The following is a 17,031-nucleotide window of genomic DNA, read 5'->3' on the forward strand; positions in this document are numbered from 1 at the left end:
CAAAAAATATCTGTTCTGCTGATGCGAAAAAGCCCCCGGCCCGTTCCCGAGTTCCTATCGCGATATCTGCCGGCGGAGGTCGTTTCGTCGCAGTCCCTCAGCTTCCTGCACTTTACGGGGCTTTCCGCATTCGGCTGACAGTCGCCCCAGCACGGCGGGCGTGCTGTACGGGAGCGACTTCGACCCCGTCATGAAGGACCTGTCCTCCGGCCCAAATGTGATTTTGCCATCCCACTGGTGACGGTCCTCCGGACGCGGGCCAGGACGGCGCCGAGGAACAGCCGGGCGAGCCTGGGGGCGGATCGGCGGTCGAGTGTGGTGGCGAGCCGCGTAAACCACTGGCACGGGGCGGGGAGCGGGTGCGAGGATGTTATCGCTGGCTCCGTTTTCCGAAGCTACGGCGTCGCGATTGACCTTCGAGTGAACGAGATGGTTGCAAAACGGAGGGATGGTATGTGCAAGGTGTGCGTCTACTTGCCAGTCCTCTGCCTGCTCGCCTCGGTCGCGACGGCCCAACCGGAGAGGCCCGCTCCACCCACCGATCAACGTCCCGAACACCGCGCCGGTGGGCCAGGCGGAGAGGCAAAAGCCGTCGTCTCGCGCTTCCTGGGGGAATGGGGCGAGGAAGGCTCGGAACCCGGCGAGTTCCACTTCCCGATTGGGATTGCCATCAACGCCGCCGACGAAGTCTTCGTCGCCGACTTCTACAACGACCGCATCCAGAAGTTCTCCGTGGACGGTAAGCTCCTGGCCGTCCTCCCCGTGCTGCCCAATCCGGGCGGGATCGCGATCAGTCGCTCGGGCGACCTTTACCTCTCGCACTTTGCGGAGCGGAAGCGGGAGGAACGGACCACGGATCGGGTCTCGGTTTACGACCCGGCCGGCAAGCTGCTAAGGCAATGGGGCCGGACCGGCAGCAACGACGGCGAGTTCGACTGCCCGGGTGGCCTTGCTCTCGGACAGGATGGTCGGGTTTACGTCGCCGATCAGACCAACCGCCGCGTCCAGGTGTTCGATGGCGAGGGGAAGTTCCTGTTCAAGTGGGGTGAGCACGGGAGCAAACCGGGCCAGTTCGGTGGCAAGGTCTCGATCCGGTCGCGGGTGGGCGGGCCGCAGTTCCTGGCCTTCGACAGCACGGGGAACGTCTACACCACGGAAGGCTCGGAGGGCCGGGTGCAGAAGTTCACGCCGGAGGGCAAGTTCCTGCTGGCCTGGGGGGACAACGAGGTCAAGCCGGGAAGCTTCGGCGGCACCTTCAGCGGCTTCGGACGCGGCAAGGTGACCCTCCAGGGGCCGGTTGCCCTCTGTGTCGACAAGCACGACCGGGTCTGGGTTAGCGCCGTCTGCGGTCGCATTCAGAGGTTCACCACCGAAGGCGAGTACCTGGGCGGCTTCGGATCGGAAGGGACCAAACCCGGTGAATTTTTAGCCCCCCACGGGTTGGCCTTCGACAGCCACGGCCACCTCTTTGTCGTGGACGCCTTCAATCACCGCATCCAGAAATTTGCCGTTGAGTAACGGGAGACAACTGAACCTGCGAGCCTCGCGAAATTCCGGTTCCGCGATTCTGTGCATGTGACTCGCCAGTAGTCATGTCCCAGCATCCGCTCATCTGAGATCGTCGCCGGCTCCCATGAGCTCCAGGCCATAGTCGATTGCCTCGGTCAGAGAGCCCCCTTTCACGGCGTCGAACATCGATCCAGGGCTCGACTCTGCCCAGAGACCTAGCCAGCTCACGTGACCGTCGAACCCATGCGTAATCTCTAATGCTAATCGCTCGCCGTCGTGCCGAAGACGGAGGCACGCATCTCCACGGCGAATCGCCAGGCCCCCCTCTTCGTGCGTCGCGGCCCATCCCCGCTCAGTTGTTCGTGCCCCAAAAAGTGAAAAGGTCCCCGAGTTCTCTCCCACAGCGGATCTCCCCAGTGTTGTTTGCCGCTTAACCATCTCCAATGGACAAAGGCCTGCCCGAGCAGAACGATGGTGGTTACCATTCCTGCCAGACATCTCGAACGCGGAGCCGGTCGCGATGCCATCCTCGCATCCTCCACCAGGCCGGTGCCAGTGGGATAGGGGCGAGGTGTAATCGGTGAACGCATATTTCGCAGCGAGGTCCGAGGCCACACTGGAAAGTGTCTGCGAGGCGCTGAGCGCCGCGTTCGATTTGCCACCGTTCGAATATGACAGCCACGGCACCTGGCGATACGCCTGGTCAGAGGGCCGGGGCCTGCGCCTGAACGTCACTAAGGCGAGGGACTACCGCACGGTCGAGACTTGGATACCGGGCTGCCCTAGTGGGGTCAACTACCAGGTCATCCTCACCGCGGAGAGCGAACTACCTGGCTTCGCCTTGCGGCTGGCGAAGGCCCTGGGGAGCGAGGCGGCGCGGCTCGCGATCGTGTCAGCATCCGACGTATGACCTCGCACTGCGGTGAAGGTGGCCTGCCTCAGTATGCGCACTCGCAAATATTTCGAGAATCCGCGCAACTTCCCCAACTTTCTAGGGAGGAAACTCGCGCATTTTCAGATTATCTCCAATAGAGGGACCGATGGCGCGATGCCGCGCCGTTGTCCCTTCGCCAACGTCGGCGGCATCTTTGAATTCTCACCCAAGGGAAGCGACGCAGCACCAATGGGCAAACTGGACGTCAGTCAGAAGCGGATCGAAGCTAATCGGCTCAATGCGCTCAAGAGCACGGGGCCGAAGACGGTCGAGGGGAAGGATAAGTCGAGGCGGAATAGCCTTCTTCATGGGCTGGCGGGCAACGGGGTGGTGCTGCCCGCGGATGAGACGAAGGCGGCCTGCGAGCGGGCCGAGCAGTGGATGTCGTCGCTGCGACCGGCCAATGCGTTCGAGCTGGGGCTGGTCGAGACGATCGCGGTGGAGAGCGTGCGGATTGAACGGTGCCGGATCGAGGAGCGGTTGGCTCGGGACTTCAGGGCCCGGCGGGCCGTCGATTGCTGGGGGGATGAACGCCAGGCCGAGATTGAGAAGCTGGCGCGGGGGCTATCGTCTCGGCCGGCCGAGACGGCGGCGCGGCTCAGGACGACGGCTCCGGGCTGCGACTGGATGATCGACCGCTGGCGGATGCTGGGGCATGCACTGGCCAAGAACGGGAGCTGGACCGACGAGCAGGCGGGGCTGGCCCTCGACCTTCTGGGTGTCGCGGCCGAGCTTCGCGAATTGCCCACGCAGATCGACCCTCATGACGGGTGCGAGGTGGCGATCCATCGGCGGGCGCTCGTCGAGGATCAGCTCGTCCGGCTGCACGCCCGCAAGGAGTCGACGCTCGACGAGATCGAGGACGATCATCGCGAGGCCGCCTCCCAGGGGTTGATCACCGTGGATGATCCGACGCTGGTGCTTTTGCGCCGGTATGAGACGGCCAGCCTGCGTCGGTTGAAATGGGCGCTCGACCTGATGCACCGGGGCGACAAGACGCGGCCCGACGATCACGGCTTCGGCAAGCGCGACTTCGACCCGCCCGCCTGGAAAGGCCCAAACCCGGCCGCCGTCCCGAATTTCCCGACCCCTCGCCCGATGCCGACTACCCCGGCCCCAGGCGCGGAACGAAGCCATCTTGCCGAATCGGGGGTGCCCACTCCGACGCTCCAGGCTCGGCTTTCCGACTCGCTTCCGCGTGCGGTCGGGGCTTCGCAGCCGGTTGCGTCCGGCCGGACGTTCGTTGCGCACCAGGGGCACACGGCGTTGAATCGCCGGGCGCGTCGCGCGGCCCGCGCCGGCGCGGGTCTGGTCGCAAGTTGCGTCGGTTGAGCGGGTTTGGACTGGCGGGTTGTCCGGGAAGATCGGTGCGGTGGTGGGGACGTCGTCGGCCGGCCGTGCGGGCTTGCGCGTTTGGCAGGGTTCTTCGGCCCAAACACCCCAGATGTTTGACGCGGGGTGCTAGGCTTCCTACAGTCAGGGGCTTCCGCGCGGGGGCGGCATGGGCGGGCGTCGGTTGACGCTCGCGGTCGTTAGGCCCGGCGGCGTTCGAGGGTGTTCGATGATCTCGCATCACGTGGCGCAGTTGTCGCTGGCGATCTATGGCCTGCTCCTGGCGGTCGGAGGCTACATCGGGTTCCGCAAGGCGGGCAGCACGGCCTCGCTGCGGGCAGGCCTGATCGCCGGGGTCCTGGCGTTCATCGGCGCCGGGACGGTCACGGATAACGGGGTGCTCGGCCTGAAGTTCGGGGCGTTCGTCGCCGGGGCCATGGGCATCATCTTCGCCATCCGCCTGGCCAAGACGAAGAAATTCATGCCCAGCGGCCTGCTGCTGGGGCTCAGCCTCGTGGAACTCTTGATCCTGCTGCTGGCGATCCTGTAAGACGGCCTGACACCCTGGATTGCGGATTCTCGACGTTCAAAGGTGAGGGGCCGCGAAACCTTGCGGCGTGGGGCGGGTTTCATGAACTGGAGAGGCGGCCGGGCGACGCACGCCCGGCCGGTCGAGGCGACCGAGGAAGAAGGGCCCTGGCCATGACTCATCGCGGACGCACCAAAGGCTGGGCGGGGGCGGCGATGCTGGCGGCGGTCCTCGCCTCGGCGATGGCCCCGGCACCCGCCGACGAAACCACCCCCCCGCTGAAGGCCGATGTAGGCGCCATGCCCGCCGCCGACGCCTCGGCCGACACCCCCAAGCCGAAGCTTGCTGCCAAGAAAGGCGTCGTCCCCAAGGGTCTGGACGAGGCCAAGAAAGCGGCGAGGAAGGCCAAGCGGGCCAAGGCCAAGGCCGAGGCGAACAAGGACAAGGATCAGGACGGCGCGAAGGACGAGCCGGCCGCCGATCCCCTGGCCGGCCGGCCCCCCCGGGTCGTGACCAAGCCGCGGATCGATGCCGCGCAGATCGACGCGATGCTGGAGGCCTCGCTGGCGGGCTCGAAGGTCAAGCCGGCCGAGCCGACCTCGGACATCGAGTTCGTGCGCAGGGCCTATCTCGACCTCGTCGGCAAGCTGCCGACCCCCGCGCAGGTCGAGTCGTTCATGCACGACCGCCCCGGCTCCAGGCGCGATGACCTGATCGCCGGCCTCCTCTCCAGCAAGGGGTTCGGCGAGAACTGGGCGCGGTTCTGGCGCGACGTCATCCGGTCCAGGGCCCCGCAGGCCAACGCGGGCCGGGTGCGGTACGACGAGTTCGAGACCTGGCTGGCGGGCCAGCTCAACGGCGGGACCCCCTGGGACGAGATCGTCGGCCGGATGATCACCTCCACCGGGCGGGTAGACGAAGAAGGGGCCGCCTCGTTCATCCTGGCCGAGAACGCCGACCCGATCGAGCTTGCCGGCGAGGTCTCCCGCGTCTTCATGGGCGTGCAGATCCAGTGCGCCCAGTGCCACGACCACCGGACCGACCCCTGGAAGCGCGAGCAGTTCCACGAGTTCGCCGCCTTCTTCGCCGGCACCAAGGCCAGGCGCGCCACCAAGCCGCAGGAGAAGCCCGCCGTCTTCGAGGTGATCTCCCAGCCCGGCGTCCCGCGCTACACCATGCCCGACCTGGCCGAGCCCACCAAGCTGATCCCGGTGAAGCCCAAGTTCTTCCTGGCCTCCTCGGAGCAAGCGGTCCCGGGCAACCTGAAGGCCCACGACCGCAGGGTGCTGGCCGCCAGCTACGTGACCGGCCAGGACAACCCCTGGTTCGCCCGCGCCTACGTCAACCGGGTCTGGGCCATCCTGATGGGCGAGGGGTTCTGCATGCCGGTCGACGACATGGGCCCCGGCCGCAAGATGAAGGCCGGCGACGTGCTCGACCGCCTCGCCTCCGAATGGCAAGGGGGGGGCTACGACGTGAAGTGGCTCTTCCGCACCCTGATGGAGACCAAGGCCTACCAGCGCCGGATCAGGTCCACCGCCAGCGAGGCCGGCCGCACGACGTTCGCCGCCAACTGCACCAGCCGGCTCCGGTCCGACCAGATCTTCGACTCGCTGGCCCAGGTCCTGGGAATTGACACCACCAGCCGCGCCTTCAAGCAGGCCGCCAACGCCGAGATGAAGGGGGGCAAGGGGCAGGCCAAGGGGGCCAGGCTGGGCGGAGACCCCGCGCGTGCCCTGTTTAATGTCACCTTCGGCGAAGACCCCTCCACCCCGCCCGACGAGGTCGTCGGCACCATCCCGCAGGCCCTCGTGCTGATGAACGGGCCGATGGTCAACAAGGGGATCGCTTACCGCAAGACGACCGCCAAGGGGGGCAGCGTCCTGGGCGAGATCCTGGACGGCTCGCCCACCCCGCACGCCGCGCTCGACCGGCTCTACCTGCGGGTGCTGGCCCGCCGGCCCACCGCCGACGAAGCCAAGATCTTCGACCGCTACCTGTCCCAGACCGGCGGCAACCTGCCCGAGGCCTTCGAAGACCTCTTCTGGGCGCTGCTCAACTCCACCGAATTCCTCAGCCGACGCTGAAACCCGCTCGACGACCTTCCAATTAAGGACCCGAACCGATGAGCTGGGACAAGAGCGTCGTGCGACTGGGACTTGGCCAAGGGGGCGCGGTCGTCAACCGCCGCCACTTCCTCAAGGCCGTCACCCTGGGGGCCGCCGGGGCGGCCTCGGTGAGCTTCACCGACCTGCTCTCGTTGCAGGCGGCCGACCTCCGCAAGCGGAACATGGCCTGCATCCTCCTCTGGATGGGGGGAGGCCCCAGCCAGCTTGAGACCTGGGACCCCAAGCCCGACCACGAGCATGGCGGCGGCACCAAGTCGATCGAGACCGCCGTGCCGGGCATCAGGATCGCCAAGGGCTGGGAGAAGACCGCGCAGGTCATGGGCGACCTGGCGCTCATCCGGTCGATGTCGAGTAAGGAAGGCAACCACGACCGCGCCACCTATCAGCTTCACACCGGCTATGTGCCCAGCGGCAGCGTGCGCCACCCCGGCCTGGGGAGCCTGACCGCGGCCGAGCTGGGCGACCCCAAGTTCGACCTGCCCCACGTCGTCAGCATCGGCGGCCCCACCACAGGCGCCGGCCTGCTGGGGGCCCAATATGAGCCCTTCGTCATCCGCGACCCCGAGAAGCCGCCGCAGAACACGACCTTGCCCGTGGAAGTCCGCCGCTTCGACCGCCGGATCGGCCTGCTCGGCTCGCTCGAACAGGTCGCCTTCGGCGCCAAAGGGGGGGGCGACCGCGTGAACGACCACGCCGCGCTCTACAAGCAGACGCGCAACATGGTGCTCTCGCCGCACATGAAGGCCTTCGACCTGGCCACCGAGGACCCCAAGACCCGCGCCGCCTACGGCGACACCCCCTTCGGCAACGGCTGCCTGCTGGCCCGCCGCCTGGTCGAGGTGGGCGTCACCTTCGTCGAGGTGCGCTCCGGCGGCTGGGACACCCACACCCTGCTCGACCTGTCCGCGAAGGCCGCCCCCGTCGACGCCGGGGCCTCGGCACTCATCGCCGACCTCAAGAGCCGGGGCCGCCTGGACACCACCCTCGTCGTCTGGATGGGCGAGTTCGGCCGGACCCCGAAGATCAGCGCCCGCGGCGGCCGAGACCACTTCCCTCGCGCCTTCAGCATGGCCCTGGCCGGCGGCGGCGTGAAAGGGGGCCAGGTCATCGGCGCGACCACCCCCGACGGCTCCGCCGTGGCCGATCACCCCGTCGCCGTCAACGACCTGCTCACCAGCGTATTCCACTCTCTGAAAGTCGACCCCACCAAGGAGAACATGAGCCCCGCCGGCCGGCCGATCAAGATCGTCGACGGCGGCAAGCTCATCGCCCCCCTCTTCGGCTGAGCCCGGCCACGACGGCCGGATCCGGATCTCGAGGCGCATGGGCGCGGCAATTGCGGGAACGGGGTACGCCCCACCCGCGGGTTGCCGCGCCCGCCGCGTGGGAGGAACCCCATAACCCCCCCATCGGTCGTCGCATCACGAGGTTCGAGCGATGCAGCTATCGGGACGTGTCGCGATCGTCACGGGCGCTGGCTCGGGAATCGGCCGCGCCTCGGCGGTCCTCCTGGCCATGCAGGGCGCCAAGGTCGGCCTGCTGGCCCGGTCCCGCGACGACCTCGAGGAGGTCGCCGCCGAGATCCGGGGCTTCGGCGGCGAGGCGCTGCCGCTGGAGGCCGACGTCTCCAGGCCCGACCAGGTGGAGAACGCCGTCGAGGCCCTCGTGGCCGATTACGGCAGGCTCGACATCGTCTTCGCCAACGCCGGGGTCAACGGCGTCTGGGCCCCGCTGGAAGAGCTTGAGCCCCGGGAGTGGCAGGAAACCCTGACCACCAACCTGATGGGCACCTTCCTGACGGTCAAATATGCCGCCCCCCACCTGAAGAAACGCGGCGGCTCGGTGATCGTCAATTCGTCGATCAACGGCACCCGCGTCTTCAGCAACACGGGGGCCACCGCCTACGCCTGCTCGAAGGCCGGGCAGGTCGCCTTCGCCAAGATGATCGCCCTGGAGCTGGCCCCGCACAAGGTCCGCGTCAACGTCATCTGCCCCGGCGCGATCGAGACCGACATCGACCGGAGCACCGAGCACCGGAACGTCGAGGACGCGCGCATCCCGGTCGAGTTCCCCGAGGGCTCCCAGCCCCTGACCGGCGGGAAGCCGGGGCGTGCCGAGCAGGTGGCACAGCTTGTGCTGTTCCTTGCCTCCGACGCCTCGGACCATATCACGGGCACCGAGATCTGGATCGACGGCGCCGAGTCGCTCCTGATCGGCTGAGCCGATGCGGAGCCAGACGGTCGCCGTCGGCCGATCCGCTCGAAACCAAAGGCGCGGGCGTCCGCCGCCCCGCGCTTCACGGGACACAGAACGACCATGAGCACCCTCAGCACCCACCCGACCGGGGCGATCTCGGCCGAAGAGATCCGCGCCGTCGAGGACCGGAATCGATCCAGGCTCGCGCACGTCAACGTGGCCGACGCCGAGCGCTGGGCCAGCGCCGTGGGCGGCGGCCTGCTCGCCACTTATGGCCTGAAGCGCGGGTCCCTGGGCGGCCTGGCCCTGGCCGCCATCGGCGGGGCCCTCATGTATCGGGGCTACACGGGCCAGTGCGCCGTCTATCGGGCCCTGGAGGTCGACACCGCCGCCGGCACCACCGGCAAGCTGGCCGAGGAGGTCCGCGGCGGCACTCTCGTCAAGGCGTCGCTGACCGTCGACCGGCCGGCCGCCGAGCTGTTCGCCTTCTGGAGCGACGTGGACAATCTCAAGCAGTTCATGAACCACGTCGAGTCGATCAGCCGGATCGACGACTCCCACTCGCGCTGGGTCGTCAAGGGGCCGTTCGGCGTCAAGCTCCAGTGGGACTCGGAGATCATCACCTCGAACCCGCCCGAGGTCATCTCCTGGAGCAGCGTGCCGGGCGGCGACCTGACCAGCGCCGGCTCGGTCCAGTTCCGCCCCGCGCCCGGCGATCGCGGCACCGAGGTGACCCTGGAGGTCAACTTCGAGCCCCCCGCGGGCATCGTCGGCCAGGCCATCGCCAAATTCATGGGCGAGAGCCCCGAGCGGGTCGTCCACGACCATCTCCGCCGCTTCAAGCAGCTGATGGAGACCGGGGAGGTCGCCGCCAACGGCAGCCTCGTCCGCCCCGCCTGAGCCCCGCGTCCGCTCGAACTCGACACGCACCAGGATGACACTCACATGAAGGCTCTCTGCTGGGAAGGCAAGACCGACGTCCGCGTCAACAACGTGCCCGACCCCAAGATCCTCAACCCCAAGGATGCCATCGTCCGAATCACGACGACGGCCATCTGCGGCTCGGACCTGCACCTGTACGACGGCTACATCCCCACCATGCAGAAAGGGGACATTCTCGGTCACGAGTTCATGGGAGAGGTCATCGAGGTCGGCCGGGGCGTGCGCGAGATCAAGGTCGGCGACCGCGTCGTCGTCCCCTTCGGAATCTCCTGCGGCAGCTGCTACTACTGCAAACAAAAGCTCTCGGCGCTGTGCGACAACAGCAACCCCAACGCCTACATGCAGGAGGCCGCCTACGGCGACACCGCCGCGGCCCTCTTCGGCTACTCCCACATGTACGGCGGCTACCCCGGCGGCCAGGCCGAATATGCCCGCGTCCCCTTCGCCGACGTCGGACTGATGAAGGTGCCCGACAGCCTCACCGACGAGCAGGTCCTCTTCCTCACCGACATCTTCCCCACCGGCTACCAGGCGGCCGACTACTGCGACATCAAGGGGGGCGACGTCGTCGCCGTCTGGGGCGCCGGGCCGGTCGGCCAGTTCGCCATCCGCAGCGCCTTCATGCTGGGCGCCGAGCGGGTCATCGCCATCGACGAGTTCCCCCACCGCCTGGAACTCGCCCGCAAGGGGGGCGCCGAGACGCTCAACTTCCGCGAGGCCGACGTCGTCGAGGCCCTCAGGGAGATGACCGGCGGCCGTGGCCCCGACAGCTGCATCGACTCGGTCGGCCTTGAGGCGCACGGCCTCACCGCCGGCAACGTCTACGACCACGTCAAGGCCGCGCTCTTCATGACCACCGACCGCATCGAGGTCCTCCGTCAGGCGATCCACGCCTGCCGCAAGGGGGGGCACGTCTCGGTCCCGGGGGTCTACGGCGGCCTGCCCGACAAGTTCCCGATGGGCGCCCTCTTCGCCAAGGGCCTGACCCTCAAGGCCGGCCAGACCAACCTGATGAAGTACATGAAGCCGCTGCTGGAGCGGGTCGAGAAGGGGGAGATCGACCCTTCCTTCATCATCAGCCATCGCTTCCCCCTGGATCGCGCGGCCGAGGCCTACAACCTCTTCGCCACCTCCCAGAACGAATGCACCAAGGTCGTCCTGAAGCCCCACAGCATGAACTGACCGACCGCGCTCCGGGGCGGCCCCCTCGTCCGGCCGGCCGCCCCGGCGTATGCCCCCCCGTCCAACCGAAGGCCCCCGTCGACAGGACCCGAATGATGCCGCAGCCCAACGTCGAGCCCAAGGGGCCCTTCCCGGCCCAGACCCAGTCGGGCCCCGGCCTCGAATCGGAGATGACACCCAGGCCCAACTACCTGGCGCCCAACTACAAGGGGGCCGGCAAGCTCAAGGGCAAGGTCGCCCTCATCACCGGGGGAGACTCCGGCATCGGCAGGTCGGTGGCCGTGCTCTACGCCCGCGAAGGGGCCGACGTCGCCATCGTCTACCTGCCCGAGGAGCAGTCCGACGCCCACGAGGCGAAGGCCGCCGTCGAGGCCGAGGGGGGCAAGGCCCTGCTCCTGCCCGGCGACGTCAAGGACCCGGCCTTCTGCCGGCAGGCCGTCGAACGCACCGTCAAAGAGCTGGGCAAGCTCGACATCCTGGTCAACAACGCCGCCCACCAGCAGAACCACGAATCGCTCGAGGAGATCAGCGACGACGACTGGGACAAGACCTTCCGGACCAACATCCACGGCTATTTCTACATGGCCAAGGCCGCCCTGGAGCACCTCCCCGAGGGATCGGCCATCGTCAACTGCGGCTCGATCACCGGCATGGAGGGGAATAAAAATATGATCGACTACGCCTCGACGAAGGGGGCGATCCACGCCTTCACCAAGTCGCTGGCGCTGAACCTGGCCCCGCGCAAGATCCGCGTCAATTGCGTCGCCCCTGGGCCGATCTGGACGCCGCTCCAGCCGGCCTCGAAGCCCGCCGAGCAGGTGGCCCAGCACGGGGTCAAGTCGCCGATGGGCCGCGCAGGCCAGCCCGAGGAGGTCGCCCCCGCGTTCGTCTTCTTCGCCTCCGACGCCGACTCCAGCTACATCAGCGGCGAGATCCTGACCCTCCTCGGGGGCGAGACCACGGCCGCCTGAGACGCCCGCACGGCTTGCCCATCTTCACGCCGGCGGCGGAACATCCGCCGGGGCGTCGGCTTGAGTCTCGGGCGGGTTCTTGCTGGTTGCTTGACAGGGGGGTTGGCCTTGTTCTAGATTGACCCTTCCTTTTCGGGGCGTCTCCCGGACAGTTCGCCCGCGCACACCACGCCGCTCACGCGGTTTCTCGGTCGCGGGGCGGACCAGATGGCCCACTCGGCAGTCGCCGTCCACCCTTTCAGGTGCCGTTCCTCATGGACAACCCGATTCAGGTCGACCTTGGCCGGATCGCGCAGGACCTCCAGATCCGGCGTGTTCAGGTCGAAAGCGTCGTCCAGTTGCTCGATGAGGGCAATACGGTCCCGTTCATCGCCCGCTACCGCAAGGAGCGGACCGGTAACCTGAACGAAGTGGCGATCTACGAGGTGCAGCTGCGCGTCGGCCGCCTCCGTGAGCTGGCCGAACGCAAGGAGACCGTCCTCAAGTCGATCGAGGCCCAGGGCAAGCTCACCGAAGAGCTGGCCGCCTCGATCCGCGCGGCCGAGAACTCCAAGCGGCTCGAAGACCTCTACCTCCCCTACAAGCCCAAGAAGAAGACCAAGGCGTCGGAGGCCCGCGACAAGGGCCTCGAGCCGCTGGCCTTGCGGGTCTGGAACCGCGACGAGACCCTGACCGACCTGCCCGCCGCCGCCGCCGAGTTCGTCGACGCCGAGAAGGGCCTCGACTCGCCGGAGAAGGTGCTCGAAGGCGTCGGCCACATCCTCGCCGAGGCCATCAGCGAGATGGCCGTCGTCCGCGACGCCGCCCGCCGCGCCGTCTGGAAGACCGGCAAGATCTCCACCATCAAGGGCGAGATCCCCGAAGGCCAGGGCCTGGAGTTCCGCGACTACTTCGAGTACTCCGAGCCCATCGCCCAGATCCCGCCCCACCGCGTGCTGGCCATCAACCGAGGGGACAAAGAAGGCCCCCTGAAGGTCAAGCTCGAGGTCTCCAGGCCCGAGCTGGAAGCCGCCGTGCTCGGCTCGCTGCCGCTGGAGGGGCATCCCCAGTCCGACTTCTTCCGCGGCTCGGCCCTCGACGCCCTCGACCGCCTGCTCCTGCCCAGCCTCGAGCGTGAGGTGCGCCGCGACCTGACGGAGATGGCCGAGCGCCACGCCGTCGAGGTCTTCGCCCGCAACCTCCGCAGCCTCCTGCTCCAGCCCCCCATCCCCCGTCAGGTGGTGCTCGCCATCGACCCGGGCCTGCGGCACGGCTGCAAGGTGGCGGTGCTCGACAACTTCGGCACCCTGCTCGACAGCGGCGTCGTCTTCCCTCATGCCCCGCAGAATCGGCGGCACGAGGCCAAGATGTACCTGAAGGATCTGGTCGGCAAGTACAAGGTCGGCGTCGTCGCCATCGGCAACGGCACCGCCTGCCGCGAGACCGAGGAGCTGGTCGCCGAGATTATCGCCGAGGGGACCCGCTTCCAAGAGGCCGGCGAGACCCCCGAGACGTACAAGGCGAGCCACCCCCAGGTGCAGGTCCAGGCCCCGGCCCGGACTGAGCCGGCCCCCGCCTCCGAGATCGGCGAGGCCCAGGCCGCCGCCGAGGGAGAGCTGGCCGTCGAGCCGACCCCGCAGGCGGTTGACGTCGCCGAGGCGCCCCAGGAGACGCCCTCGATGCCGGTGCCGACCACCGGCGAAGAGTCGCACAAGGACCCCACCCCGGCGCCCGACCCCGCGCCCGCGTCGGAGCCGGCCCCCGAGACCGACCCGTCGGCCACCAGCCCCTCCGACCTGCCGCCCATCTCCGGCGGCTCGGGCGAGGATGAGCCCGTGACCGAAGGCGAGGCCCCCGCAGTGACCGAGGGCGAGGCCCCTGCGGACGCCACGCCGCCGCCGTCGTCCACCCCCGAGGCGGAGTCGCCCGAGGCCGAGGCGCAGAAGGCCGACGTCCTGGCCCACAGCGACGCGACCAGCAACCCCGCCGCCGAGTCCGAGTCGACCGAGGTCGCCGCCGAGAGCACCCTCTCCGAGGTCGTCGCCGAGGGTACCCCCTCCGAGGCCGCCCCCGATACCCCGGCCGCACCGCCCGCGCAGGCCCAGGCGCCTTCCAGGCCCCCCCGCGGGGAGCGCTCGGGCAACAAGCCCAAGGGCGATGGTGGCCCCAGGCCGCCCAAGGTCAAGCCCGGCCCGCCGCCGCCCCCCATCCCGCACGTCGCCGACCCGATCCTGGCGCAGCTCTCCTACGTCATCGTGAACGAGGCCGGCGCCAGCGTCTACTCGGTCAGCCCGGTCGGCCGCGAGGAGTTCCCCGAGAGCGACGACAAGGTCCGCGGCACCGTCTCCATCGGCCGCAGGCTGCAAGACCCGCTCTCCGAGCTGGTCAAGATCGAGCCGCAGAACATCGGCGTCGGCCTGTACCAACACGACGTGAACCCGAAGCAGCTCAAGGAATCGCTCGAAGCGGTCATCATGAGCTGCGTGAACTTCGTAGGCGTTGACCTGAACTCGGCCAGCGTCCCGCTCCTGCGGCACGTCTCGGGCCTGAACCAGGTGACCGCCCGCCGGGTGGTCGAGTACCGCCAGGCGAACGGCCCGTTCACCGACCGCGGCCAGCTTCTGCAGGTCGAGGGGATCGGCCCGGCCACCTTCACCCAGGCGGCCGGCTTCCTCAAGGTGCGCGAGGAGGTGGCCAATCCGCTCGACCGGACCTGGGTCCACCCCGAGAGCTACGAGGCCGCCGGCAAGCTGCTGGAGAGCCTCGGTTTCGGCCCCGAGATCGTCACCCAGAAGGATCGCCTTCCCGAGCTGCTCGAGAAGCTCGCGACGATCGACATCCCGGCCGTCGCCCGCGACCTGAACATCGGCGAGCCGACGCTGGCCGACATCCTCGACGCCCTGGCCAGGCCCGATCGCGACCCTCGCGACGACCTGCCCAAGCCGATCTTCAAGAAGGGGATCCTCAAGCTCGAGGACCTCTCCGCCGGCATGGAGCTGAAGGGGACCGTCCTCAACGTGGTCGACTTCGGCGCCTTCGTCGACATCGGCCTGAAGGACTCGGGGCTCGTCCACATCAGCCAGCTCGCCAATCGCTACATCAAGAGCCCGCACGACGTGGTCTCGGTGGGCGACGTGGTCGACGTCTGGGTCATGTCGGTCGACCAGGAGCGCAAACGCGTCTCCCTGACGATGGTCCAGCCCGGCACCGAACGCCCCCGAGGGCAGCAAGGCGGACCCGGCGGCGGTGCCCCGGCCGGCGGCGGCAATGTCCGACGCGGCGAGCCTCGTCCCCCGGGCCCCGGCGGCGATCGTCGGCCGGCCCCCGGCCCTCGTCCCCCCAGGCGTGAAGGCCCGATCTTGCCCGGCGTCCCGGTCGGCCCCCCGGCCGGTTCGGCGCCCGAGCCCGGCCAGGGCCCCGGACCCGCTCCCGGAGGCAGCCGCTACGGCGGCGGCCAGGGTGGCGGCGGACGTCCCGGCGGCGGCCAGGGCGGCGGTGCACGCTACGGCGGTGGCGGCGGACGGCCCGGTGGCGGCGGCCAGGGTGGTCCCGGTCGCGGTGGACCTCGGTTCGGCGGCTCGCGTCCGCCCGAACGACCCCAGACCCCCCTGCTCCCGCCCAAGCCGGCGAAGCCGCTCCCCCCGCCCCCGCCCCTGTCTAAGGACGCGCTGGCGGGCAGCGTCCCGCTCCGCACGTTCGGCCAGCTCAAGCAGCTCTGGCAGGCCCGCGACCCCGAAGAGGGCGACGAAGGCGGACCCGGCGAGGGCCAGCCCTCATCGGGCGAGCCGCAACCGCAGCACGAGCAGCCCCCGCAGCAACAGCCGCAGGCCCCGGAAGGCGACGCCTCCTGAGCGGAATCGGCCCGGCCCTGATCGATCCGAACTCACGACCCCGTCGGGACATCCGTCCCCTCGGGGTCGTGAACGATCGAGGCGTCGGACCGGTCCCGCCCCTTGGCCCCACGGCCCGGGTGTCTACAATCGACCAGACAGGCGTGGCGACATCCGCTTCATGACGCCTTTCGCCTGACCCCGGCCTGCGTCCAGGAGTCAACCGCCCGATGTTCGTGTTCGCCTGGCGCAACCTGCTCACACGCCCCCTGCGTACGGCCCTGGCCCTGGTCGGGCTGTCGATCCCCATCCTGGGCGTCATCGGCCTGTTCAGCGTCTCCAGCGGCCTTCGCGAGATGGTCGGCGACACGCTCAGCAAGATCACCGGCCTGATGATCCTGCGTGACAACGCGATCAGCCCGGTCTTCAGCAGCCTGCGGGCCGATCTGGAGCCGCTCCTCAAGTCGATCAAGGGAGTGCGCACCGTCGCGCCCGAGGTCTGGCAGCCCGCCCCTCGAATCGAAGGGGTGGGCTCGTTCAACACGGTCCTCGACGTCCTGACCACCAAGGACTCGTCTAAGCGGATCCAGAGCATCCTCGACACCCCGCTGGTGCAGGGTCAGGACATTCCGAGCCACCTGGCCCTTCGCAGCGGGGTCTACCCCTCGGCGATCCTACCCAAGGACGGCGGCCGATTTCTGGACGAGCGTGACCGGGGCCAGCTCAACGTCGTCATGCCCCTGAAGTTCGCCAAGAGCTTCCCGATCACCGAGGACGGCAAGGCGCGGCCCAGGCGAGTAGGCGACACGATCAAGATCGGCACGACCAAGTTCAACATCATCGGGATCTACGAGACCGGCTCGATGTTCCTGGACGTCGTCTTCGTCATGGACATCGACGTGGCCCGGACGCTGCTGCAACTGCCCAAGGACGCCGTTTCCAGCTTCTACGTCGAGCCGCTCGACCCGCGCGACAATGACCGGATCGCCGCCGAGGTCGAGTCGAAGGCGCAAGGCGTCGACGCCCGGAGCATGGCCGAGTTCCAGGCCAATTTCGGCGTCGTGCTCAGCCAGCTCGACACGTTCCTGCTGATGGTGGTGAGCCTGGCCTTGCTGGTGGGCATCGTCGGCATCATTAACACGATGCTGATGAGCACCACCGAGCGGTTCGTCGAGTTCGGCGTCCTGCGCACCAATGGCTGGTCGCAGGGCAACGTGCTCGGGCTGGTCACGGCCGAGAGCGCGGCACTCGGCCTGCTCTCGGGCCTGGTCGGCGCGGGGCTCGCCCTGCTGCTGACGACCCTGGCCAACCCGTTCATCGGCGGCGGCCTGAAGCTGTCGATCACCCCGGCCCAGTTCCTGACCGGGGTGGGCCTTTCCTTGATCACGGGGACGCTCGGCGGCCTGTATCCGGCCTGGCGGGCGGCCCGCCTGGTTCCCATGGACGCGATCCGGCTGGGCTCGCATTGACCCCGGCCCCGCGCGCCACGCCCCCCTCG

The 17,031-nt window shown here is 68.6% G+C and carries 12 protein-coding genes; all 12 read left to right on the forward strand.

Going from position 1 to position 17,031, the window contains the following annotated elements; all coding sequences use genetic code 11:
• Nucleotides 1–453: 453 nt before the first annotated feature.
• The 12 genes from EP7_RS02030 to EP7_RS02085 all read left to right on the forward strand — a co-directional run bounded on the left by EP7_RS02030 (nt 454) and on the right by EP7_RS02085 (nt 17,002).
• Nucleotides 454–1,518 carry an NHL repeat-containing protein gene (locus EP7_RS02030; protein ID WP_463525903.1) on the forward strand — a complete coding sequence of 355 codons (1,065 nt, stop codon included), beginning with the start codon at nt 454–456 and terminating at the stop codon, nt 1,516–1,518.
• A 571-nt stretch (nt 1,519–2,089) separates the two neighbouring features.
• A complete protein-coding gene (locus tag EP7_RS02035; protein ID WP_463525904.1) occupies nt 2,090–2,419 on the forward strand; it encodes a hypothetical protein in 330 nt (109 codons plus the stop codon).
• 213 nt (nt 2,420–2,632) lie between these two features.
• Nucleotides 2,633–3,775: a hypothetical protein gene (locus tag EP7_RS02040; protein ID WP_463525905.1), complete on the forward strand. Its 1,143-nt coding sequence runs from the start codon at nt 2,633–2,635 to the stop codon at nt 3,773–3,775.
• A gap of 229 nt (nt 3,776–4,004) precedes the next feature.
• Nucleotides 4,005–4,325 (forward strand): TMEM14 family protein, encoded by a 321-nt coding sequence (locus tag EP7_RS02045; protein ID WP_463525906.1) that lies wholly within the window; start codon nt 4,005–4,007, stop codon nt 4,323–4,325.
• Nucleotides 4,326–4,477: 152 nt separating this feature from the next.
• Nucleotides 4,478–6,391, forward strand: a complete 1,914-nt coding sequence (locus tag EP7_RS02050; protein WP_463525907.1) for a DUF1549 domain-containing protein — start codon at nt 4,478–4,480, stop codon at nt 6,389–6,391.
• Between the two features lie 38 nt (nt 6,392–6,429).
• The gene (locus EP7_RS02055; protein ID WP_463525908.1) at nt 6,430–7,719 is read left to right on the forward strand and encodes a DUF1501 domain-containing protein; all 1,290 of its coding nucleotides are present in this window, start codon (nt 6,430–6,432) and stop codon (nt 7,717–7,719) included.
• A gap of 151 nt (nt 7,720–7,870) precedes the next feature.
• The gene (locus EP7_RS02060) at nt 7,871–8,653 is read left to right on the forward strand and encodes an SDR family oxidoreductase (protein WP_463525909.1); all 783 of its coding nucleotides are present in this window, start codon (nt 7,871–7,873) and stop codon (nt 8,651–8,653) included.
• A gap of 96 nt (nt 8,654–8,749) precedes the next feature.
• Nucleotides 8,750–9,529: an SRPBCC family protein gene (locus tag EP7_RS02065; RefSeq protein WP_463525910.1), complete on the forward strand. Its 780-nt coding sequence runs from the start codon at nt 8,750–8,752 to the stop codon at nt 9,527–9,529.
• Between the two features lie 45 nt (nt 9,530–9,574).
• Complete coding sequence (locus EP7_RS02070; protein ID WP_463525911.1) at nt 9,575–10,753, forward strand: zinc-dependent alcohol dehydrogenase; 1,179 nt, start codon at nt 9,575–9,577, stop codon at nt 10,751–10,753.
• Between the two features lie 95 nt (nt 10,754–10,848).
• Entirely contained in the window at nt 10,849–11,724 is an 876-nt protein-coding gene (locus EP7_RS02075) for an SDR family oxidoreductase (RefSeq protein WP_463525912.1), read from the forward strand.
• 254 nt (nt 11,725–11,978) lie between these two features.
• The gene (locus tag EP7_RS02080) at nt 11,979–15,554 is read left to right on the forward strand and encodes a Tex-like N-terminal domain-containing protein (protein WP_463525913.1); all 3,576 of its coding nucleotides are present in this window, start codon (nt 11,979–11,981) and stop codon (nt 15,552–15,554) included.
• A 209-nt stretch (nt 15,555–15,763) separates the two neighbouring features.
• Complete coding sequence (locus tag EP7_RS02085) at nt 15,764–17,002, forward strand: ABC transporter permease (protein ID WP_463525914.1); 1,239 nt, start codon at nt 15,764–15,766, stop codon at nt 17,000–17,002.
• Nucleotides 17,003–17,031: the final 29 nt, after the last annotated feature.

The organism is Isosphaeraceae bacterium EP7 (assembly GCA_038400315.1).
In the GTDB taxonomy this organism is placed as follows: Bacteria; Planctomycetota; Planctomycetia; order Isosphaerales; family Isosphaeraceae; genus EP7.